This window comes from Cytobacillus solani (assembly GCF_006704205.1).
Taxonomy (GTDB): domain Bacteria; phylum Bacillota; class Bacilli; order Bacillales; family Cytobacillaceae; genus Cytobacillus; species Cytobacillus solani.
Window position 1 is genome coordinate 791,299 of sequence record NZ_CP041305.1, and the last position, 20,886, is coordinate 812,184.

Consider the following 20,886-nt stretch of genomic DNA (forward strand, 5'->3'; position numbering starts at 1 on the left):
GCTTTCTACAGGCTGATTTTTTCTCATTGTATAGAATAGCTATTCTTCCCTTTTTTCCTTTGCTTAACTAAATAAACAATTCCAGCAGCCAAACAAAGGATCATTGCTATTTTGATCCCACCAAGATGTAAAAAGCTTTTCATTATAGCCAATAAAAAATTCAATCCCATCTACTCCCACTCTTCAAAAGATAAATTTGCATGTCACCCAATCGATAAGAAATCCTTTAAAAACTGAGCAATCATATTGCCTGCAAAAAACTTTCCAGCGATAATAGCTGCCGCAAATACGATACCCGTGACAATTCCAACCGTTTGTTTTTTTGAATTAAGCATACCATCCTTCCTTTCATAAACTATTAATCATTCTTCAAATGATAAATTGACAGGCTCATCTAAAAGGTCAGAAGAAAAATCAATGTTCGTTGTCGGTATTTGTTTATCAACTTCCTCAAATTTTAATTCATCTATCCACACTTGCCCATTTCCTGAAAGTAAAACTCCAAATGCGATGACTGCGCTATTGTCTGGCACATCCAGAACAATGTGATAATGATTCCACTCATTATTGCCTACAATTGGGCGATCACTCATATTATCAAATTGCAGTACATCCCCAAGAGAATCATCTACACGCATCCAAAATCCACAGAATCCATCAACATCTCGGGTTTTTATAAACCCTGACAGCTTTAATCTTTTGCCAAGATACTTCTCTGCCTTAAACTCCTGCATCATAGTTGCAAATTCACCTTGAGAATGGACGGTAACTGACTTTAAGAATCCCGATGCCTTCCCTTTATGAAAGATTTCTCTATCAATTCCCATCTGATAGTTAAATGGATGACTACCACTTAATGTCCACCCTTTTAATAGCTGTTCATTTTTCAAGCTAATTTCCTCCTTTTGTAAAGTCAATTTACTCATCATTTTACGATAGTGTCCTGGCGGCAATTGATAAAACTTCTTAAACGAACGAGTAAATGATTCTTGAGTTTCAAAGCGATAATAGAGAGCAATATCGATGATCTTTTCATCCGTATAAAGCAGCATATTTGCTGAGTTAGCTATTCTTCTATATCGAATATATTCAGAAGCAGTCACGCCAACCTCCTTATGAAAAATACGATGATAGTGATACTTTGAAAATCCTGCATACTGAGCAACACGTTCTAAAGATAGCTCTTCATGTAAATTCATTTCTATATACTCAATTGATTTCTGTATGATGGGACTGTAGCTCATTCCATGAACCTCCTTACTAATAAGATAACAAAAGAAAGCACATTTTTTTTGACATATATTGCTTTGTTTAGCCAATCCTGCAATTTTTTTACACAAAAAAAAAGAGAGAGTTCTTACTCCCTCTATTAGTTGAGTATACGCTACGATAGGTTTGGTAAAAAAACCACTTCCCTTATTTTTTAGGAAGTGGTTTTCGCTTTTGAAAATAATAGTTTAATTACTAAGTTCATCCATCCATTCTATTCTGCAATTAAACCGTAAGCAGAAATCTTCTTTATTCTTCGTGATACAATCATTGAGACAATGTTAGCTAAAATAAAGATTCCTGCGCATATCATTAGAATAATAGGTACATGAATGATAAAATCCAACCGTTTTACCCCTGCACTTGAAAGTAATATGGAAAGCATAGGATTAGTAAAAAAATAGCCAAGCAGCCCACCAATGACAACTCCTGTAATGATGACAGGCAGAAAACTGATTGATATTTGATTCATCAGCTGAATCGTTGAATAGCCTATTGCTTTCATCACACCAAACTCTTTTTTACGCTTTATAATCATCGTTTTAATAACCAGGTACAGAATCATCACAACAACTAAAACGGTAATTGCCAAAACCATCAGCATGACAGCAAACACGGCAGCTGTATACATACCTGTTTGGCTCTCTATATTTTCATCGATATCTAATGTTTCAATTATAATATCCCCATACTGTTCATGGACATTTTTGATAAAGTCATTGTTTGATATACCGTCTAGATAGACATAAAGGGTTGACCCTTTATAATCTGAACGTAATTGTTGCATTCCTCCCATTGTTAATGCGGCTACCTGACCTGAATTACCAATGGATTGACTGATGCCAGTTACTAAATAACTGCCTGCTTCATTCCCAAATTCTACTTCAACCGTATCCCCGATCCCTTTATTGATTTGACTTGATACAACCCAGGAGATGGATATTTCATTTTCAAACTTCGGCTGACGCCCTTCATAGACAATATTATTCTCTAACTGGTCATAATGATCAGTAACGTTTGTATAGACAGTTTGCCCATCAATTCTTGTTTCAATTAAGTCGAAAATATTTACTTTCCTTACATGATCCATTTGCTCTATGTTGCTCAAAAGTCCTTTTGTATCTGCATCTGGCTTAACAGCTATATATATATTAGCTGGTTCTGCACCGAATAAGTTAACAAATGCCGTTTTATCTGACGCTATGTTATAATAAAGAACGACTGAAAAGATGGAAGCAAAAGTTAATGCAATCATGATTAAAAGAATCATCACATTTTGTTTTGCATGTGCCAGCATTGATTTAATAGCAAGTAAGAAATGTAGACTCCCTTTTGCTTTCTCCAAAGGAAAGTAGTTTTTTCTAAAGCTGTGAGTTTGAATACCCCCACGAAGTGCCGCAACAGGAAGAATTCTTCGAACTCGAATAGCCGATAGTAATGTAACGACTACAACAGAAAATGTAACAAGGAAAATACTGACTAAGTTAATCATAATATCAACTGTTTGATGCCAGATTAATCCTGATAAGGATGAAATAATCCCTCCGAAGAACGGCATTAGAATATATGACAACGCAATCCCTGCCACACTCGCACTAAATGCAATTAAGATAAATTGTAAAATAATTGATGCTAGAATTTGCCTGCTTGTATAGCCAATCGCTTTTAGTACTCCAATATTCGCCATTCCATCTTCAATGCTATTTGAAACTCGGAATTTAATAACAATTAGGGAAACAAGCACGATAATGGCTGCAAAGGCTACTAATATTGTCGCTACGATGTTAATTGTTAATGTATTTACACTCTTCACCAATTCAACATCTAATCCCTCAATATAAGAATTGGTTTCTTCTGTTGATTGCTGAAATTCTTTTATAAGATCATTTTTTAACTTCGATGATTGAGTTTGGTCTTCCGTCATAACAGATAAGACCATACCTTCAGATTGATGGTCTAATTCGTCTACCAATTTTAGATAGGAAGGTTCGGGTAACATAAATTTCATAACGCCAATGTTGTTCGTACCCATCATCGTTGTTTCAAAGAATCCGCCAATTCGATATTCATATTTCTTGTCTTGATAGGTGATGGTAAAGTTATCACCTAATTCATATCCCCCACTTGTCTTAAAACTGTATGGGACAAAAATTTCATTCGTACTCGATGGTTTTCGTTTTTCAACAAGCTTTAACGGTCCCATTCTTCGTTTAGCATCTGCATTAAAAATAATCACACTACTAGACAATTCACCATCGCCAAAAATAAATTTAGCCATGTCTATATTAATACTCTTCTCTTCTTCTGTTTCTGTTACCCCAGGCTGGTTTGCTGTAAATTCCCTAAAATTCGAATGATAGCTTGCTTGATTCATCATAATCGTTACATGAGGATCGTTTAATTGTTCAACTTTCCTATCAAAAAACGCATTTATTTGCGTAATAACCATTAGACCTATATTTAGAAGCAGCGCAGCAACCACAATAAAAATAAATAAGGAAGCCGCAGCAGATTTACTTTTTCTAATATTAGCCATAGCCAGATACATAATATTCAACTTACCACCCCATTTCTGCAAGGAAATGTTTTAGCTTTTCTTGACGCTCATCATTCTCTTTCTCACTGTATGCACCTAACTGCAAGTCACCGCAAATAACACCATCTCGTAAATATAGAATTCGATTTCCGCGCAAGGCTGTTTGAATATCATGGGTTACCATGACAACGCTTTGCCCATTACGATTTACATTCGTAAATACATCTAAAACGCGCTCACTAGATGCTGAGTTTAATGCACCAGTTGGTTCATCTGCGAATAGTATTTTCGGGCTGTTAATTAATGCTCTAACAATCCCGACTCGCTGGGCCTCACCACCAGAAAGCTGAGCAGGAAATTTAGACCATGAGCTTTCATCGATTCCTACCTGTTTTAGCAGTTCTTTGGATTTCTTTACAAGCTCACGCTTATTTTTATTTACTAAAAGACCGCTTGCTAGTACATTGTCAAGTACGCTCATATTGTCTAGTAAATATATTTGCTGAAAGACAAAGCCGCAGTGATTTCTTCTAAAGACTGCCAGTTGATCATTGTTTAATGTTGATAAATTTTTTCCGGCAAAATCGATATCACCTAATGTTGGTTTATCCATCCCGCTAATTGCGTAAAGTAAAGTGGATTTCCCAGACCCTGAACTCCCCATTATGATCGTAAAATCCTCTTCAACTAAATGGATATCTAGATTTTTTAATACATGCTGCTGTATTCCACTGGTAGAAAAGGTTTTACACAGCTTCTCCGTTTTAATAATGGTCTTTTTCACGATTGATTGGCACTCTCCCTTTATAAAAAAAAGACTGTAAAGTAGATTACAGTCTTAGCATACAAAATAAATTCATAGTAAATCTTTAACCAATTCTTAACTAATTCTAAAATTTTAAACAAGCTTGATTTTCAAGACGACTGTAAAACCATCATTTCGGTTGTGACAGCTAATTTGTCCTTGCATGTTTTCCATGAAGTACTTTGATATATAAAGACCAAGGCCTGAACCATTCTTGCCTTCTACATTTTTCCCACGATAATATTTATTAAATAAGAGTGGCAGTTCTTCTTTACTGATTCCTGGTCCAAAGTCTAGAATGTGCAGTTCGAGATACCCCTGATTTATTTGAGACTTAATTGTAACCCTTGTTCCTGCATACTTATATGAATTACCTATAATATTGTCTATGACCTGCTGCATACGGACGACATCCATTAAAATTAGACATGGCGGGATTGGTTCATAGATGATTTGATTGTCATAATTGGCATTTTCAATGATCCCAGCAAGTACTTCACTCGATTCTTCGGTTATTGTTAATTTTAACTGCTGCAGTTCTTCTAGAGTGGCGTGAAACATATCCGTAACAAGTAAATTAATTTGCTCTGCTTTCGAATAAATGGTATTCACTTGCTTAATAACCTTTTCATCTTTTACTTGCATAAGCATCAATTCACTAACCGCTTTTATCGAAGCAACAGGAGTCTTAATATCATGACTTAATGTCGCTACAAGCTCTTTCTTGCTGCGGTTGGATTCATACTCTCTTTGGCGTGCAGCATGAAGTTCCTCACGCATTAAATCAAAACTTTCCGTGAAGGCACCAAAGTAATTGTTCCGTGTTATATTTAAAGGCAGATCTAGATTGCCTCGAGCTACATTCGCAGCAAAATTTTGCAGCTGTTGAAATGGTTTCAATAACTTTCTATGTATATAGAGAAGATATAAAATACCAATCATCATTAATAGACTAAATATCAAGCTGATAGATACGATCAGTTCATTTTTCATTTGCTGCAATAATTCTTGTTCTTCATTACGGATAATAATTTTCCCTACAATCTTATCGTTTTGCTCCACGTCTATAACTGTATCTCTATTTTTTATTGCTTCGTATAAATTGATAAAATGATTACCTGGTGTTTGATAAATCACATTTCCCAAATGATCTACGATAGAGAATGGTTGTATTATGCTGCTGGTGTTAAAAGCTTCCTCGTTAATATGTCCCCAGTTATTTTCAACAATCTTAACCACTTCATTAATGGCTACAAGATCCACTTCTGAAATATTTTTATTCTTTATTATTACTACGGAGATGCTAATTCCTGCACCAAAAACTGCCAGTATCATGACAATGGCCAATTTTATTCTCATTGACTGATATCCTCTAAAACATACCCTGTTCCCCAAACTGTTTTAATAAATTGCGGATTCCTAGGATCCTCTTCAATTTTCTCTCGTAAATGCCGAATATGTACATTAAGGGTCCCATCACCTACAAAGGAATCTCCCCATACATGTTGAAACAATTCTTCTTTTGTAATAATTCGATTTTTATTATTCACCAAATAAGACAAAAGTTTATATTCCATCGCTTTTAATTGAATATCCTCACCATTTACTCGGACACGATGAAGCTTCGTATCCATTTGGATTTGTCCAAACGCTAAAACTTCTTGCGAATTGTTCATGCTGCCACTATATCTTTTTAATACAGCTTTCACTTTAGCCAGTAAAATACTTAATGTATATGGCTTTTGAATGTAATCGTCTCCACCTATATTTAGAGCAATCAGCACATCGTCATCACTAGAACGTGCACTGATAAATAGAATAGGAATCTGCGTTGATTTACGTAATTCTTTACATAAATCAAATCCAGAAGAACTTCCAAGATTTATATCAAGGAGAATCAATGATGGCTCATTTTCCTCCAAAAAACGTTCGCACTCCTCAGCACTTGTCACAAACGCTGTTTTAACCTCAAACATATTAAAATATTCACAAGTTGTTTCAGCTAAAGCAATCTCATCATCAACAATCAAACAATCTAATTTCATAGCAAATCTCCTAGAAAAATACTATCCTACATTTATTTTCCGGACATTTTCAGTATATCATTACTTTTTATAAGCAAGTGCAAATTTATGGGTCTTAATATTAAAAAAAGACGCTGATTTTTGCTCATAATACGACTATTAATAACAGTGGATTTAGCAAAATTCACTAGTAAATAAACACAAAAAACCGTTCCCCACATTGTGAGAAACGGTTGATATGACGATATTATTCACGTTAAAATTACTGATTGTTACTAAATGTTGATACCGGTGGTCGGGGTCGAACCGACACTCCAGAAGGAACACGATTTTGAGTCGTGCGCGTCTGCCAATTCCGCCACACCGGCATATTAAATTATTTCTTGGAAAGTGCCGAGGACCGGAATCGAACCGGTACGGTAGTCACCTACCGCAGGATTTTAAGTCCTGTGCGTCTGCCAGTTCCGCCACCCCGGCGTATCTATTTCATAAGCTAATGATTAGTAAATTATGGAGGCGGCAACCGGATTTGAACCGGTGATCAGGGTTTTGCAGACCCATGCCTTACCACTTGGCTATGCCGCCATAAAATAAATTGGAGCGGAAGACGGGATTCGAACCCGCGACCCCCACCTTGGCAAGGTGGTGTTCTACCACTGAACTACTTCCGCAAAATGGCTGGGCTAGCTGGATTCGAACCAACGCATGTCGCAGTCAAAGTGCGATGCCTTACCGCTTGGCTATAGCCCAATAGTTATTCATATTATATGTAACAAATGTAGATTATGTGAATCGTAATATGGGGCGACTGATGGGAATCGAACCCACGAGTGTCGGAACCACAATCCGATGCGTTAACCACTTCGCCACAATCGCCATAATCAAATTTATTCATTCATAAAATTATGGGGCGGCTGATGGGAATCGAACCCACGAATGTCGGAACCACAATCCGATGCGTTAACCACTTCGCCACAACCGCCATAAATAATGGCAGGGGTAGTAGGAATCGAACCCACACTGAAGGTTTTGGAGACCTTAGTTCTACCTTTAAACTATACCCCTATAAATAAATGGTGGAGGGGGACGGATTCGAACCGCCGAACCCTAAGGAGCGGATTTACAGTCCGCCGCGTTTAGCCACTTCGCTACCCCTCCGAAAAAGTGTGAGACATGCCGGCCAGAGGACTTGAACCCCCAACCTACTGATTACAAGTCAGTTGCTCTACCAATTGAGCTAGGCCGGCACAATATAAATGGTGGCTCAGGACGGAATCGAACCGCCGACACAAGGATTTTCAGTCCTTTGCTCTACCGACTGAGCTACTGAGCCACTATATAAAAATGGCGGTCCGGACGGGACTCGAACCCGCGACCTCCTGCGTGACAGGCAGGCATTCTAACCAACTGAACTACCGGACCAGATTGCGGGGACAGGATTTGAACCTGCGACCTTCGGGTTATGAGCCCGACGAGCTACCGGACTGCTCCACCCCGCGATAATCTTATTTCCATATGTACCTATCAAGTAAATATGGTGGAGGATGACGGGATCGAACCGCCGACCCTCTGCTTGTAAGGCAGATGCTCTCCCAGCTGAGCTAATCCTCCTAATAATGGTGACCCCTACGGGATTCGAACCCGTGTTACCGCCGTGAAAGGGCGGTGTCTTAACCGCTTGACCAAGGGGCCATATGTAAATGGCGGAGAGCAAGGGATTTGAACCCTTGAGACAGCTATAAACCGCCTACACGATTTCCAATCGTGCTCCTTCGGCCACTCGGACAGCTCTCCTTATGGCTCCGCAGGTAGGACTCGAACCTACGACCGATCGGTTAACAGCCGATAGCTCTACCACTGAGCTACTGCGGAATAATACCAGCTTGGCGGCGTCCTACTCTCACAAGGGGACAGCCCCTAACTACCATTGGCGCTGAGAAGCTTAACTGCCGTGTTCGGGATGGGAACGGGTGTGACCTTCTCGCTATCGCCACCAAACTTTTTTGAAGACAAGTTTTATTATAACGTCTTTTTTAATTTTTTCAAGAGAAAAATTGAAATTTATTCTCTCAAAACTAGATAATGTTAAAGAAGAAGTAGAGTAATCATTTATGGTTAAGTCCTCGACCGATTAGTATTTGTCAGCTCCACGTGTCACCACGCTTCCACCTCAAACCTATCAACCTGATCATCTTTCAGGGGTCTTACTAGCTTGACGCTATGGGAAATCTCATCTCGAGGGGGGCTTCATGCTTAGATGCTTTCAGCACTTATCCCTTCCGCACATAGCTACCCAGCGATGCTCTTGGCAGAACAACTGGTACACCAGCGGTGCGTCCATCCCGGTCCTCTCGTACTAAGGACAGCTCCTCTCAAATTTCCTGCGCCCACGACGGATAGGGACCGAACTGTCTCACGACGTTCTGAACCCAGCTCGCGTACCGCTTTAATGGGCGAACAGCCCAACCCTTGGGACCGACTACAGCCCCAGGATGCGATGAGCCGACATCGAGGTGCCAAACCTCCCCGTCGATGTGGACTCTTGGGGGAGATAAGCCTGTTATCCCCGGGGTAGCTTTTATCCGTTGAGCGATGGCCCTTCCATGCGGAACCACCGGATCACTAAGCCCGACTTTCGTCCCTGCTCGACTTGTAGGTCTCGCAGTCAAGCTCCCTTATGCCTTTACACTCTTCGAATGATTTCCAACCATTCTGAGGGAACCTTTGGGCGCCTCCGTTACTTTTTAGGAGGCGACCGCCCCAGTCAAACTGCCCACCTGACACTGTCTCCTGCCCCGATCAGGGGCATGGGTTAGAATTTCAATACAGCCAGGGTAGTATCCCACCGATGCCTCCACCGAAGCTGGCGCTCCGGCTTCCAAGGCTCCTACCTATCCTGTACAAGCTGTACCGAAATTCAATATCAGGCTACAGTAAAGCTCCACGGGGTCTTTCCGTCCTGTCGCGGGTAACCTGCATCTTCACAGGTACTATAATTTCACCGAGTCTCTCGTTGAGACAGTGCCCAGATCGTTACGCCTTTCGTGCGGGTCGGAACTTACCCGACAAGGAATTTCGCTACCTTAGGACCGTTATAGTTACGGCCGCCGTTTACTGGGGCTTCAATTCAGAGCTTCGCGTAAGCTAACCCCTCCTCTTAACCTTCCAGCACCGGGCAGGCGTCAGCCCCTATACTTCGCCTTGCGGCTTCGCAGAGACCTGTGTTTTTGCTAAACAGTCGCCTGGGCCTATTCACTGCGGCTTTTCAGGGCTATTCACCCTAAAAAGCACCCCTTCTCCCGAAGTTACGGGGTCATTTTGCCGAGTTCCTTAACGAGAGTTCTCTCGCTCACCTTAGGATTCTCTCCTCGCCTACCTGTGTCGGTTTGCGGTACGGGCACCTTATCCTCACTAGAGGCTTTTCTTGGCAGTGTGGAATCAGGAACTTCGGTACTATATTTCCCTCGCTGTCACAGCTCAGCCTTCACGCAAACGGGATTTTCCTCGCTTGCAGCCTAACTGCTTAGACGCACATATCCAGCAGTGCGCTTACCCTATCCTCCTGCGTCCCCCCATTGCTCAAACGGAGTTTGGTGGTACAGGAATATCAACCTGTTGTCCATCGCCTACGCTTTTCAGCCTCGGCTTAGGTCCCGACTAACCCTGAGCGGACGAGCCTTCCTCAGGAAACCTTAGGCATTCGGTGGATGGGATTCTCACCCATCTTTCGCTACTCATACCGGCATTCTCACTTCTAAGCGCTCCACCAGTCCTTGCGGTCTAGCTTCAACGCCCTTAGAACGCTCTCCTACCACGGACATCGTAGATGTCCATCCACAGCTTCGGTGATACGTTTAGCCCCGGTACATTTTCGGCGCAGAGTCACTCGACCAGTGAGCTATTACGCACTCTTTAAATGGTGGCTGCTTCTAAGCCAACATCCTGGTTGTCTAAGCAACTCCACATCCTTTTCCACTTAACGTATACTTTGGGACCTTAGCTGGTGGTCTGGGCTGTTTCCCTCTTGACTACGGATCTTATCACTCGCAGTCTGACTCCCATGGATAAGTCTTTGGCATTCGGAGTTTGTCTGAATTCGGTAACCCGATGGGGGCCCCTAGTCCAAACAGTGCTCTACCTCCAAGACTCTTTCTACATGAGGCTAGCCCTAAAGCTATTTCGGAGAGAACCAGCTATCTCCAAGTTCGATTGGAATTTCTCCGCTACCCACACCTCATCCCCGCACTTTTCAACGTGCGTGGGTTCGGTCCTCCATTCAGTGTTACCTGAACTTCAACCTGGACATGGGTAGATCACCTGGTTTCGGGTCTACGACCACATACTCATTCGCCCTATTCAGACTCGCTTTCGCTGCGGCTCCGTCTATTCAACTTAACCTCGCATGTAATCGTAACTCGCCGGTTCATTCTACAAAAGGCACGCTATCACCCATTAACGGGCTCTAACTACTTGTAGGCACACGGTTTCAGGATCTCTTTCACTCCCCTTCCGGGGTGCTTTTCACCTTTCCCTCACGGTACTGGTTCACTATCGGTCACTAGGGAGTATTTAGCCTTGGGAGATGGTCCTCCCTGCTTCCGACGGGATTTCTCGTGTCCCGCCGTACTCAGGATCCACTCTGGAGGGAACGAAGTTTCAACTACAGGGCTTTTACCTTCTCTGGCCGGCCTTTCCAGACCTGTTCATTTACCTCGTTCCTTTGTAACTCCGTGTAGAGTGTCCTACAACCCCAAGAGGCAAGCCTCTTGGTTTGGGCTAATCCCGTTTCGCTCGCCGCTACTCAGGGAATCGCGTTTGCTTTCTCTTCCTCCGGGTACTTAGATGTTTCAGTTCCCCGGGTCTGCCTTCAATACCCTATGTATTCAGGTAAAGATTCTATCCCATTACGGATAGAGGGTTCCCCCATTCGGAAATCTCCGGATCAAAGCTTACTTACAGCTCCCCGAAGCATATCGGTGTTAGTCCCGTCCTTCATCGGCTCCTAGTGCCTAGGCATTCACCGTGCGCCCTTTCTAACTTAACCTACTTCGGTCAATGATCAACTGCGCATCTCGGCGTCAGCTCTCTCGCTGTGCTCCTCACGTACTGAGTACGTTCCGGTGCTCGCTCGGTCGCTTCCTTGATCTGCTTGTTGCTCATTGCCCTCATGGTTTACACTCTTACTTGGTTTTAAAAACTCAATATAAGAGAAAAAACTAAGATGGCGATTACTCGGTTATCTTCTTTATTGCATTATCTAGTTTTCAAAGAACAAGGCTACTGATTTCAATCACAACGTGATTAAGCTACGTAGCTATTCATCATGCTGCCTTGCGACGAGCTGAGGTTTATCTTCCTCGAACTACTGCGGCGCAGGAGCAAAATAATATGAGAGATTACTCTCTCAAAACTGAACGAACAATGAAACGTCTTTTAATGAAGTTAGACTTCATTTCATCCTTAGAAAGGAGGTGATCCAGCCGCACCTTCCGATACGGCTACCTTGTTACGACTTCACCCCAATCATCTGTCCCACCTTAGGCGGCTGGCTCCTTGCGGTTACCCCACCGACTTCGGGTGTTACAAACTCTCGTGGTGTGACGGGCGGTGTGTACAAGGCCCGGGAACGTATTCACCGCGGCATGCTGATCCGCGATTACTAGCGATTCCGGCTTCATGCAGGCGAGTTGCAGCCTGCAATCCGAACTGAGAATGGTTTTATGGGATTGGCTAAACCTCGCGGTCTTGCAGCCCTTTGTACCATCCATTGTAGCACGTGTGTAGCCCAGGTCATAAGGGGCATGATGATTTGACGTCATCCCCACCTTCCTCCGGTTTGTCACCGGCAGTCACCTTAGAGTGCCCAACTGAATGCTGGCAACTAAGATCAAGGGTTGCGCTCGTTGCGGGACTTAACCCAACATCTCACGACACGAGCTGACGACAACCATGCACCACCTGTCACTCTGTCCCCCGAAGGGGAACGTCCTATCTCTAGGATTGTCAGAGGATGTCAAGACCTGGTAAGGTTCTTCGCGTTGCTTCGAATTAAACCACATGCTCCACCGCTTGTGCGGGCCCCCGTCAATTCCTTTGAGTTTCAGCCTTGCGGCCGTACTCCCCAGGCGGAGTGCTTAATGCGTTTGCTGCAGCACTAAAGGGCGGAAACCCTCTAACACTTAGCACTCATCGTTTACGGCGTGGACTACCAGGGTATCTAATCCTGTTCGCTCCCCACGCTTTCGCGCCTCAGTGTCAGTTACAGACCAGAAAGTCGCCTTCGCCACTGGTGTTCCTCCAAATCTCTACGCATTTCACCGCTACACTTGGAATTCCACTTTCCTCTTCTGCACTCAAGTCTCCCAGTTTCCAATGACCCTCCCCGGTTGAGCCGGGGGCTTTCACATCAGACTTAAGAAACCACCTGCGCGCGCTTTACGCCCAATAATTCCGGACAACGCTTGCCACCTACGTATTACCGCGGCTGCTGGCACGTAGTTAGCCGTGGCTTTCTGGTTAGGTACCGTCAAGGTACCGCCCTATTCGAACGGTACTTGTTCTTCCCTAACAACAGAGTTTTACGATCCGAAAACCTTCATCACTCACGCGGCGTTGCTCCGTCAGACTTTCGTCCATTGCGGAAGATTCCCTACTGCTGCCTCCCGTAGGAGTCTGGGCCGTGTCTCAGTCCCAGTGTGGCCGATCACCCTCTCAGGTCGGCTACGCATCGTCGCCTTGGTGAGCCGTTACCTCACCAACTAGCTAATGCGCCGCGGGCCCATCTGTAAGTGATAGCCGAAGCCATCTTTCAGCTTTTCTACATGAGTAGAAAAGGATTATCCGGTATTAGCTCCGGTTTCCCGAAGTTATCCCAGTCTTACAGGCAGGTTGCCCACGTGTTACTCACCCGTCCGCCGCTAATCTTTAGGAGCAAGCTCCCTCAGATTCGCTCGACTTGCATGTATTAGGCACGCCGCCAGCGTTCGTCCTGAGCCAGGATCAAACTCTCCAATAAAGAGTAAGATTAGCTCTTAAGTTTTAAAACTCGAATTAACGTTGACGTTTTTTGTTCGTTCAGTTTTCAAAGAGCAATTTGTTTATGCCGCCCGGAAGCGACTTTTTAAATATATCATGTGTTAACTTTCAAGTCAATGCTTTTTTGAAAATATCCGTCTCTGTGAAAATGTTTTTCTCACACATCGCAGCGACGGATATTAATATACCAAGTATTATTATAAAGGTCAATAACTTTTATTATTTTTTTAAGATAATTTTTTCCCAAGCTTATAGTACCGATGAAAGACACCTTGCCCTTTTGTCTCCTTCATAACTACTTCAATGATGCCTTTATCAATTAAATACTCAAGAAGCATCGTGAGATCTACACTATATAGCTGGACTTCCTTATGACAAATCATTTCATTAATGGTCCAATACTCTTTTTCAGCTAGCACATCGATTAAATGCTGAATCCCGCTTTTCATTTTGGAATGGATCAAAAACTCACTTGCTAAGAATAGCAGCTCGAGCCTTTTATCCAGCGGCTCATGACTCGTAACCAGTTCTTCATATAACTTAGTTATTTCTGGATCTATTTGCTTCACCTGCTGCCAAACAGTCACTTCAGGATGAAATCCCTGCTCAATCACTGCTAGTCTTGCCAGATGATGAAGTGAATGGACAATATGATTATAGGCATCAAGATATTGGTCATTTTCAAAAAAAGCCTTGCCATTCATATAGCGGCGAATAAGCTTGGCAAATTCCAGTCCCATCTTCAGCTTTCTCCCATAGAACGGAAACTCCATTAATTCAGTTTTAATGTTCTGGATATATTCATTGCGGTCAAACAGAATCTTTCCTTCGTAAAGCCAATCAAAGATTTTCTTATTTGAGCCAAGTAAAAGCCATTCATTCAACTGGTTTTCAGTCACAATATACAAGGCGGCTTTTTTATCATGGTACGTATAATGCTTAATTGACACAGGTGAATCGGCTTCAGTTACTAAAACAAGCAAAACTGCATCAAATGTGTCTGTAACGGGAATATCCTTTAGTCGTTTCTTTATCATTAGTACCCCAAGCGTATTCGCCTGACTTGCACGTTCTTGATAAATAGGACGGAGAATGTCTTCCATCATCATTCCTCCAAATTTATTAATAGAATATATCTTCGACAATTTTTTATTATTTTCCTCCCTCTAGTAACTTAAAATCTCTCGCTTTCTTTTTATTTATCTTCTATTAAGCAATATGATATAGTTATTCTTTAGGAGGGACATGGATGGCTAAATATACAATGTATTCAAGTAAAATTAATAAGATCCGTACATTTGCCCTGGCATTGATATTTGTTGGATTTATCGTCATGTACATAGGCATTTTCTTTAAAAATTCCCCTCTACTCATGACAATCTTTATGTTTTTAGGTTTCGTATTCATGATTGCAAGTGTCGTAGTATATTTTTGGATTGGGATGCTCTCAACAAAAACAGTCCAGGTAGTTTGTCCGAATTGCGGAAAACATACCAAAATACTTGGACGCGTAGACATGTGCATGTATTGCAATGAACCATTAACACTTGATCCAAATCTTGAGGGCAAAGAGTTCGACGAAAAATATAACAAGAAAAGGTAAAAGCTTGGCATTCACGCCAAGCTTTTCCTTTTTTCAAACGGCAAATAGAAAAGCTGACAGCCCTTTTCGGCTAGCAGCTTCATTGCGGCAATATTTATTAATGGGCTTCTTTACTAGCACAATCCGGACAAGTACCGTATATCTCCATCCGATGGTGACTGATTTTAAAACCTGTCACATGTGATGCTAAATGCTCTACTTCATCAAGTCCAGGATAATGAAAGTCAACAATTTTTCCACACTGTTCACAAATTACATGATAGTGGTGGGTTGTGACAAAATCAAAACGGCTTGATGCATCCCCATAGGTTAACTCCTTTACAAGTCCAACCTCACGGAATACTCTCAAATTATTGTAAACAGTTGCAACACTCATATTTGGGAATTTTCCTTCAAGAGCTTTATAAATATCGTCGGCAGTTGGGTGTGACATTGAGTTAATTAAATACTCAAGTATCGCATGACGCTGTGGTGTTATGCGCACTCCAGTATCCTTTAAGGTATCTAATGCTTCCTTTAATTCAATATGTGCCACCGCCATGCACCTCTTTTCTAAAAAGAATTCTTATTTTATAATCTTTATAAATAGTGTACTAATTTATTATCACTTTTGTCAACATAACAAACCAGCTAACAGCAAGTTTATTCCATTACTAACTTTTACACTCACATCCCTTTACCTATTCATTCTTCTTATTAATATATGTATGTGGTTAATGTTTAAAAACCACTTTCTTTTTTTAGCAAAAAAAAAGCAAATCTGTGAAGATTCGCTTTAAAAGTATCTGAGGAGGTATGCCCTAATAAAATGATATTCAAAAACCACTTAAACGCATGGACATACGCCTTGAAACCAAAAAATAGGCTGGAATCGAGGACTTCTTCTTATTAGGAAAGGTTGTCTTCGATAAATTGAAGGGCTTCTTCCACATGCCCCTTCACCTTTACTTTTCTCCATTCCTTTACCAATTTACCCTCTTTATTAATAATAAAAGTCGCTCGTTCAATTCCCATATATTCTTTTCCAAAGTTCTTCTTCAATTTCCAAACATCGTAAGCCTCGGCTACCTGATGATCTTCATCTGCCAACAAAACAAAAGGCAGATCGTATTTCTCAATAAATTTCTCATGGCGGTTAAGCGGATCAGGGCTTACGCCTAAAATAACAGCATTTAGACCAGAAAAACTTTCATATTGATCTCTAAAGTCACAAGCTTCGGTTGTACATCCCGGCGTCATATCCTTAGGATAGAAATAAAGGACCACGTTTTTGCCACGATAATTGGATAATTTAACGATTTCCCCGTTGCTTCCTGCTAATGTAAAATCTGGAGCAAGCTCTCCTACTACAGCTGTCATTCTTTATTCCCTCCTTATTCTTTGCGATAGCTGCTTATTATGCTACTGCTTTTTTATAAGCCTATCCAATTTCTAAAATAAAAACAACTAATCTACTTTGTCTCCAAATCAAATACGGCTTTAAAAACAAAAGCAGCTGGGATTGTATAGCCGATTAACGCTTCAAGAACAGCGATCATTCTTCCAATTCCAACGGGAGAAATATCCCCATACCCAACCGAAAACAAAGTGACTGCACTAAAATAAAAGCCCGTTTCAAGACGATTAAAAAAATTTTCATACCACGCATCCGTCTCTTCTAAAAACACATTAAACCCATTCAATTCCAGAAGTATATATATGAGACCGAACCCGAGCATCACAGTTATATAAATACAAGCCAAATACAAAAAGTTTTCAAAGGATACTTTCTTCCCTTTTATTTTATGCGGCAAGAATAAAGTGCGCAAACTCATAACCATGCAAAATACTATTAAAACCAGGGACAAATAAAACACCATATGGCTCCCTCTTTTCCCTTATGTTCTATCTATTTATACGCGCTTTCATTATTTTGTATGACAAGCTAGATGGAAGGAAAAAAAATTGTCACAATTATAAGTTACAGCATTCTTAACTTGAAAAATGGTAAGATAATAAAGGCGAAAGACTTATTGTGATTTTTCATTTTGTAAGGAGGATTTATATGCAATTCACAAATTCAGAACGCATACATAAAAAAGCACTTGAACATATCGTAGGAGGAGTAAACAGTCCTTCCCGCTCCTATAAAGCAGTTGGCGGTGGCGCACCAGTTGTAATGGAGAGAGCAAAAGGCGCTTACTTCTGGGATGTGGACGGCAATCAATATATCGATTATTTAGCTGCTTATGGACCAATCATAACTGGACATGCTCATCCGCATATTACAGAAGCTATCAAAAAAGCGGCAGAAACAGGTGTCCTTTACGGAACACCTACCCCACATGAAGTAAGGTTTGCGGAAATGTTAAAGGAAGCCATGCCAAATCTTGAAAAGGTTCGATTCGTTAATTCAGGAACGGAGGCAGTAATGACAACCATCCGTGTCGCACGGGCTTACACAGGCAGAGATAAAATCATTAAATTTGCAGGCTGTTACCATGGTCACTCTGATCTTGTGCTCGTTGCAGCGGGTTCAGGCCCATCTACACTTGGCACACCTGATTCAGCAGGCGTACCAAAAAGCATCGCTCAGGAAGTCATTACCGTTCCATTCAATGACATCGAACCATATAAAGAAGCATTAGAAAAATGGGGCGACCAAATTGCTGCCGTTCTAGTTGAGCCGATTGTTGGAAACTTCGGGATTGTTGAACCAAATCCTGGCTTTTTGGAGCAAGTGAATGAGTTTACACATCAAGCAGGTGCACTTGTTATTTATGATGAAGTGATTACCGCGTTCCGATTCATGTATGGAGGAGCACAGGATCTGCTAGGAGTTACTCCTGATTTAACAGCGATGGGGAAAATTATTGGCGGTGGCCTGCCAATTGGTGCTTATGGCGGCAAGAAGGAAATTATGGAGACTGTTGCCCCATTAGGACCAGCGTACCAGGCAGGAACAATGGCAGGGAACCCAGCATCCATTCTTTCAGGAATTGCTTGTCTTGAAGTATTAAAACAAAAAGGCGTGTATGAATACCTTGATCAATTAGGTGCGATGCTAGAAGAAGGAATTACAGCGGCAGCGAAGGAATTCAATATTCCAATAACGATCAACCGCTTAAAGGGCGCATTAACCGTTTACTTCACAGATGAAAAAGTTGTTAATTATGAGCAAGCTGAGAATACGGATGGCGAAATGTTTGCCAAGTTCTTTAAACTCATGCTGATGCAAGGCATCAATCTTGCCCCTTCCAAATATGAAGCCTGGTTCGTTACAATCGCTCATACTGAAGAAGATATCCAAGCAACCCTTCATGCAGTCAATCAAGCATTTGAAGCATTGCAAAACGAAAGATAAATGTAATCCTATTTTAGAAATATTAGTCAGCAAAGGAGCGATATATCGCTCCTTTTTCCTATGTCTTTAAACTTAAAATCCATCTTCAATGAAAAGTTCAAAAAAATGCCCATTGTGCTTCTTCGGATATCCATGTATAGTACATTAATGTCATAGACTTAACAAAAGCTAGAGGCACAATCAAAAAACTTTATTCGATTCTGTCGGATAGGGTAGTATTATTTAAAAAGAAAGGAAATATGTACGTATGAAGCTTGGCGCCCGCATATTAAAAACGGGAATCGCAATCATTTTATCATTATTATTATCGGAATTATTTCAGCTGCCTTCCCCTGTCTTTGCAGCAATTGCAGCGATTTTCGCTGTGCAGCCGACCATTTACCGGTCATTTTTGTCCATAATTGAGCAAATTCAAGGGAATTTTATTGGTGCAATCATTGCTGTAATTTTCGTTTTATTACTAGGAAATCATATCGTCATTATTGGGCTTGCGGCGATTATTGTGATTACGATTAACCTGAAGCTGAAAATCGAAAATACAATCTCACTCTCTCTCGTTACCATGATTGTTATTATGGAAACACCAGGTGATGAGTTTATCCAGTTTGCACTTATTCGTTTTTCAACCATCATGCTTGGGGTATTATCTGCTTTTATCGTTAATTTAGTTTTCTTGCCTCCAAAGTATGAAAAGAAACTATACTATAAGATTTCTGATGTAACAGAAGAAACGACCAAATGGATTCGCCTCACGATTAGGCATGCATCAGAACACCGTCTGCTTAAGAACGATATTGGAAAAATGAAGGAATCCGTTCGAAGCCTCGATCATTTATATGTGATGTATAAGGAAGAACGCAACTACTTCAAAAAAAATACATTAGTGAAATCTCGGAAGCTTGTCATCTACAGGCAGATGATTTCTACTGTAAAAAGATCGCTAGAAATGCTGAGGAGATTGCATCGATTTGAAAATGATCTTCAAGAGATGCCCGCAGAATTCCAGCATGCGGTTCAGCAGCAATTAGATTGTCTTATCCATTATCATGAACATGTCATGCTTAAATTCATAGGAAAAGTAAAGCCTAACGTGACCTTTGAAGAGGGAGACATCATTCTAAACAGCAAGGAACTGCTCAATCTCTTTTTTGCCAATCAAAAGGAAGCAAAAATTGAAGATGAAGCGACACTTTCACATACAGTGCAAATTCTATCAGCAATTATCAATTATGATGAACAAGTCGTCCATCTCGATAAGCTAATCACGAGTTTCCAAACCTATCATAAGAAGACGAGTGAAATTATGATAGAAGAGTAAAAGCAGCTGATTTTCAGCTGCTTTTTCTTTTTTCATGCCTATTAATTTTTCATCCTAGGGTCAAGCGCATCTCTCAGACCATCCCCCATTAAGTTAAAGCCTAATACGGTCAGCATAATCGCAATTCCAGGGAAGAACATCGTCCAAGGAGCTTGCATTAATAGCGGCCTTGCGTCTGAAAGCATTTTCCCCCACTCTGGATTAGGTGCAGTCGCGCCTAATCCAAGAAAGCCTAGTGCAGCTGCTTCAATAATCGCTGTCGCAATAGCCAATGTCCCTTGTACTATAATTGGAGCCATGCTATTTGGAAGCACATGCCGGAATAAAATCCGGCTATCTTTCATTCCGACAGCTTTAGCAGCCATAATATACTCTTCCTGCTTTACACTTAGCACACGGGATCGGATTAACCTTCCAAAATTCGGAATATTAATGACAGCAATCGCTATTAGGGCATTTTTCAAAGATGGGCCTAATACAGCAACAATCGCAATTGCTAATAGAATACTCGGAAATGCAAGCATAATATCAAATAGACGTGAAATAATAGTATCTACCCATTTACCATAATAACCGGCCACGATTCCTAGAAAACAGCCAACGATAATCGATCCCATAACAGCAAGAAAGCCTACCCATAATGAGATTCTTGTCCCATAAATAACCCTCGAAAAAATATCTCTTCCAAAGTCATCCGTACCAAACCAATGCTCACCTGATGGAGCCTGCAATCGTTTTGAAAGCATTTGCTCATTAATTCCTTGGGGAGCAATCACCGGTGCAAATACCGCAATGACGATAAAAAATAGAACAATTAATGTGCCAATCAGTGCTAATTTATTCTTTCGAAAGCTTCTCCATGCCTCAAGCCAAGGGGAAACAACCTTGTCTTCTTCAGGTACAAGCTGTGGCTGTAAGTCTTTTTGAGTTGAAAGTTCCAAGTGTGTTCCCCC

The 20,886-nt window shown here is 41.4% G+C and carries 15 protein-coding genes, 17 tRNA genes and 3 rRNA genes; 3 read left to right on the forward strand and 32 right to left on the reverse strand.

The genetic code is table 11. The features are described 5' to 3' along the window. Positions 1 to 23: 23 nt before the first annotated feature. The 28 genes from FI644_RS26235 to FI644_RS04220 all read right to left on the reverse strand — a co-directional run bounded on the left by FI644_RS26235 (position 24) and on the right by FI644_RS04220 (position 14,772). Positions 24 to 164 (reverse strand): hypothetical protein, encoded by a 141-nt coding sequence (locus tag FI644_RS26235; RefSeq protein ID WP_156319081.1) that lies wholly within the window; start codon positions 162 to 164, stop codon positions 24 to 26. 39 nt (positions 165 to 203) lie between these two features. Next, positions 204 to 335, reverse strand: coding sequence for a hypothetical protein (locus FI644_RS27100; RefSeq protein WP_256376282.1), 132 nt, complete (start codon positions 333 to 335; stop codon positions 204 to 206). A 27-nt stretch (positions 336 to 362) separates the two neighbouring features. Beyond that, positions 363 to 1,244 carry a helix-turn-helix domain-containing protein gene (locus FI644_RS04095; RefSeq protein WP_053474628.1) on the reverse strand — a complete coding sequence of 294 codons (882 nt, stop codon included), beginning with the start codon at positions 1,242 to 1,244 and terminating at the stop codon, positions 363 to 365. A gap of 239 nt (positions 1,245 to 1,483) precedes the next feature. Then, entirely contained in the window at positions 1,484 to 3,817 is a 2,334-nt protein-coding gene (locus FI644_RS04100) for an ABC transporter permease (RefSeq protein WP_231690108.1), read from the reverse strand. Positions 3,818 to 3,827: 10 nt separating this feature from the next. Further along, a complete protein-coding gene (locus tag FI644_RS04105) occupies positions 3,828 to 4,589 on the reverse strand; it encodes an ABC transporter ATP-binding protein (protein WP_053474627.1) in 762 nt (253 codons plus the stop codon). 114 nt (positions 4,590 to 4,703) lie between these two features. Next, positions 4,704 to 5,969, reverse strand: a complete 1,266-nt coding sequence (locus tag FI644_RS04110; protein WP_053474626.1) for a HAMP domain-containing sensor histidine kinase — start codon at positions 5,967 to 5,969, stop codon at positions 4,704 to 4,706. Next, positions 5,966 to 6,655 carry a response regulator transcription factor gene (locus FI644_RS04115; protein ID WP_053474625.1) on the reverse strand — a complete coding sequence of 230 codons (690 nt, stop codon included), beginning with the start codon at positions 6,653 to 6,655 and terminating at the stop codon, positions 5,966 to 5,968. The genes FI644_RS04110 and FI644_RS04115 overlap by 4 nt, the downstream gene beginning before the upstream one ends. A gap of 265 nt (positions 6,656 to 6,920) precedes the next feature. Next, positions 6,921 to 7,002 (reverse strand) — tRNA-Leu (locus tag FI644_RS04120). Positions 7,003 to 7,025: 23 nt separating this feature from the next. After that, positions 7,026 to 7,111: transfer RNA gene (locus tag FI644_RS04125), tRNA-Leu, on the reverse strand. 34 nt (positions 7,112 to 7,145) lie between these two features. Further along, a tRNA-Cys gene (locus FI644_RS04130) sits at positions 7,146 to 7,219 on the reverse strand. A gap of 11 nt (positions 7,220 to 7,230) precedes the next feature. Further along, positions 7,231 to 7,305: transfer RNA gene (locus FI644_RS04135), tRNA-Gly, on the reverse strand. A gap of 4 nt (positions 7,306 to 7,309) precedes the next feature. Continuing rightward, positions 7,310 to 7,384 (reverse strand) — tRNA-Gln (locus FI644_RS04140). 50 nt (positions 7,385 to 7,434) lie between these two features. Next, a tRNA-His gene (locus FI644_RS04145) sits at positions 7,435 to 7,510 on the reverse strand. A gap of 30 nt (positions 7,511 to 7,540) precedes the next feature. Continuing rightward, positions 7,541 to 7,616 (reverse strand) — tRNA-His (locus tag FI644_RS04150). Between the two features lie 9 nt (positions 7,617 to 7,625). After that, positions 7,626 to 7,699 (reverse strand) — tRNA-Trp (locus FI644_RS04155). 9 nt (positions 7,700 to 7,708) lie between these two features. After that, positions 7,709 to 7,792: transfer RNA gene (locus FI644_RS04160), tRNA-Tyr, on the reverse strand. 16 nt (positions 7,793 to 7,808) lie between these two features. Further along, positions 7,809 to 7,881: transfer RNA gene (locus FI644_RS04165), tRNA-Thr, on the reverse strand. A 10-nt stretch (positions 7,882 to 7,891) separates the two neighbouring features. Beyond that, positions 7,892 to 7,967: transfer RNA gene (locus FI644_RS04170), tRNA-Phe, on the reverse strand. 12 nt (positions 7,968 to 7,979) lie between these two features. Then, a tRNA-Asp gene (locus FI644_RS04175) sits at positions 7,980 to 8,056 on the reverse strand. Between the two features lie 3 nt (positions 8,057 to 8,059). Continuing rightward, positions 8,060 to 8,133: transfer RNA gene (locus FI644_RS04180), tRNA-Met, on the reverse strand. A 36-nt stretch (positions 8,134 to 8,169) separates the two neighbouring features. After that, positions 8,170 to 8,245, reverse strand: a tRNA-Val gene (locus FI644_RS04185). Positions 8,246 to 8,251: 6 nt separating this feature from the next. Next, a tRNA-Glu gene (locus FI644_RS04190) sits at positions 8,252 to 8,326 on the reverse strand. Between the two features lie 9 nt (positions 8,327 to 8,335). Further along, positions 8,336 to 8,428 (reverse strand) — tRNA-Ser (locus FI644_RS04195). Positions 8,429 to 8,431: 3 nt separating this feature from the next. Continuing rightward, a tRNA-Asn gene (locus FI644_RS04200) sits at positions 8,432 to 8,506 on the reverse strand. 9 nt (positions 8,507 to 8,515) lie between these two features. Further along, positions 8,516 to 8,632 (reverse strand): 5S ribosomal RNA (rrf, locus tag FI644_RS04205). Positions 8,633 to 8,745: 113 nt separating this feature from the next. Further along, positions 8,746 to 11,678: ribosomal RNA gene (locus tag FI644_RS04210) — 23S ribosomal RNA — on the reverse strand. A gap of 420 nt (positions 11,679 to 12,098) precedes the next feature. Next, positions 12,099 to 13,649: ribosomal RNA gene (locus FI644_RS04215) — 16S ribosomal RNA — on the reverse strand. The 16S, 23S and 5S rRNA genes sit together here with 17 tRNA genes alongside, the layout of an rRNA operon. 247 nt (positions 13,650 to 13,896) lie before the next feature. Further along, entirely contained in the window at positions 13,897 to 14,772 is an 876-nt protein-coding gene (locus tag FI644_RS04220) for a nucleotidyltransferase-like protein (protein WP_053478869.1), read from the reverse strand. Positions 14,773 to 14,918: 146 nt separating this feature from the next. Between FI644_RS04220 and FI644_RS04225 the strand changes: the two genes are divergently transcribed. Then, positions 14,919 to 15,272, forward strand: a complete 354-nt coding sequence (locus FI644_RS04225; protein WP_053478870.1) for a YgzB family protein — start codon at positions 14,919 to 14,921, stop codon at positions 15,270 to 15,272. A 97-nt stretch (positions 15,273 to 15,369) separates the two neighbouring features. Here FI644_RS04225 and perR read toward each other — a convergent pair whose 3' ends face one another. The 3 genes from perR to FI644_RS04240 form a co-directional block, all read right to left on the reverse strand. Next, positions 15,370 to 15,807 (reverse strand): peroxide-responsive transcriptional repressor PerR, encoded by a 438-nt coding sequence (gene perR / locus FI644_RS04230; protein WP_165571533.1) that lies wholly within the window; start codon positions 15,805 to 15,807, stop codon positions 15,370 to 15,372. 353 nt (positions 15,808 to 16,160) lie between these two features. Then, positions 16,161 to 16,631, reverse strand: coding sequence for a thioredoxin-dependent thiol peroxidase (gene bcp / locus FI644_RS04235; RefSeq protein ID WP_053478872.1), 471 nt, complete (start codon positions 16,629 to 16,631; stop codon positions 16,161 to 16,163). Between the two features lie 92 nt (positions 16,632 to 16,723). Continuing rightward, on the reverse strand, positions 16,724 to 17,131 hold the full coding sequence (locus tag FI644_RS04240) for a potassium channel family protein (RefSeq protein WP_053478873.1): 408 nt from the start codon (positions 17,129 to 17,131) through the stop codon (positions 16,724 to 16,726). A 185-nt stretch (positions 17,132 to 17,316) separates the two neighbouring features. On the opposite strand from FI644_RS04240, the gene FI644_RS04245 reads away from it, so the two are divergent. Both FI644_RS04245 and FI644_RS04250 read left to right on the forward strand, forming a co-directional pair. Beyond that, complete coding sequence (locus FI644_RS04245; RefSeq protein WP_056682792.1) at positions 17,317 to 18,615, forward strand: glutamate-1-semialdehyde 2,1-aminomutase; 1,299 nt, start codon at positions 17,317 to 17,319, stop codon at positions 18,613 to 18,615. Between the two features lie 247 nt (positions 18,616 to 18,862). Continuing rightward, positions 18,863 to 19,933: an FUSC family protein gene (locus FI644_RS04250; RefSeq protein WP_053478875.1), complete on the forward strand. Its 1,071-nt coding sequence runs from the start codon at positions 18,863 to 18,865 to the stop codon at positions 19,931 to 19,933. 41 nt (positions 19,934 to 19,974) lie between these two features. Here FI644_RS04250 and FI644_RS04255 read toward each other — a convergent pair whose 3' ends face one another. Beyond that, entirely contained in the window at positions 19,975 to 20,874 is a 900-nt protein-coding gene (locus FI644_RS04255; RefSeq protein ID WP_056682789.1) for an ABC transporter permease, read from the reverse strand. Between the last annotated feature and the right edge of the window lie 12 nt (positions 20,875 to 20,886).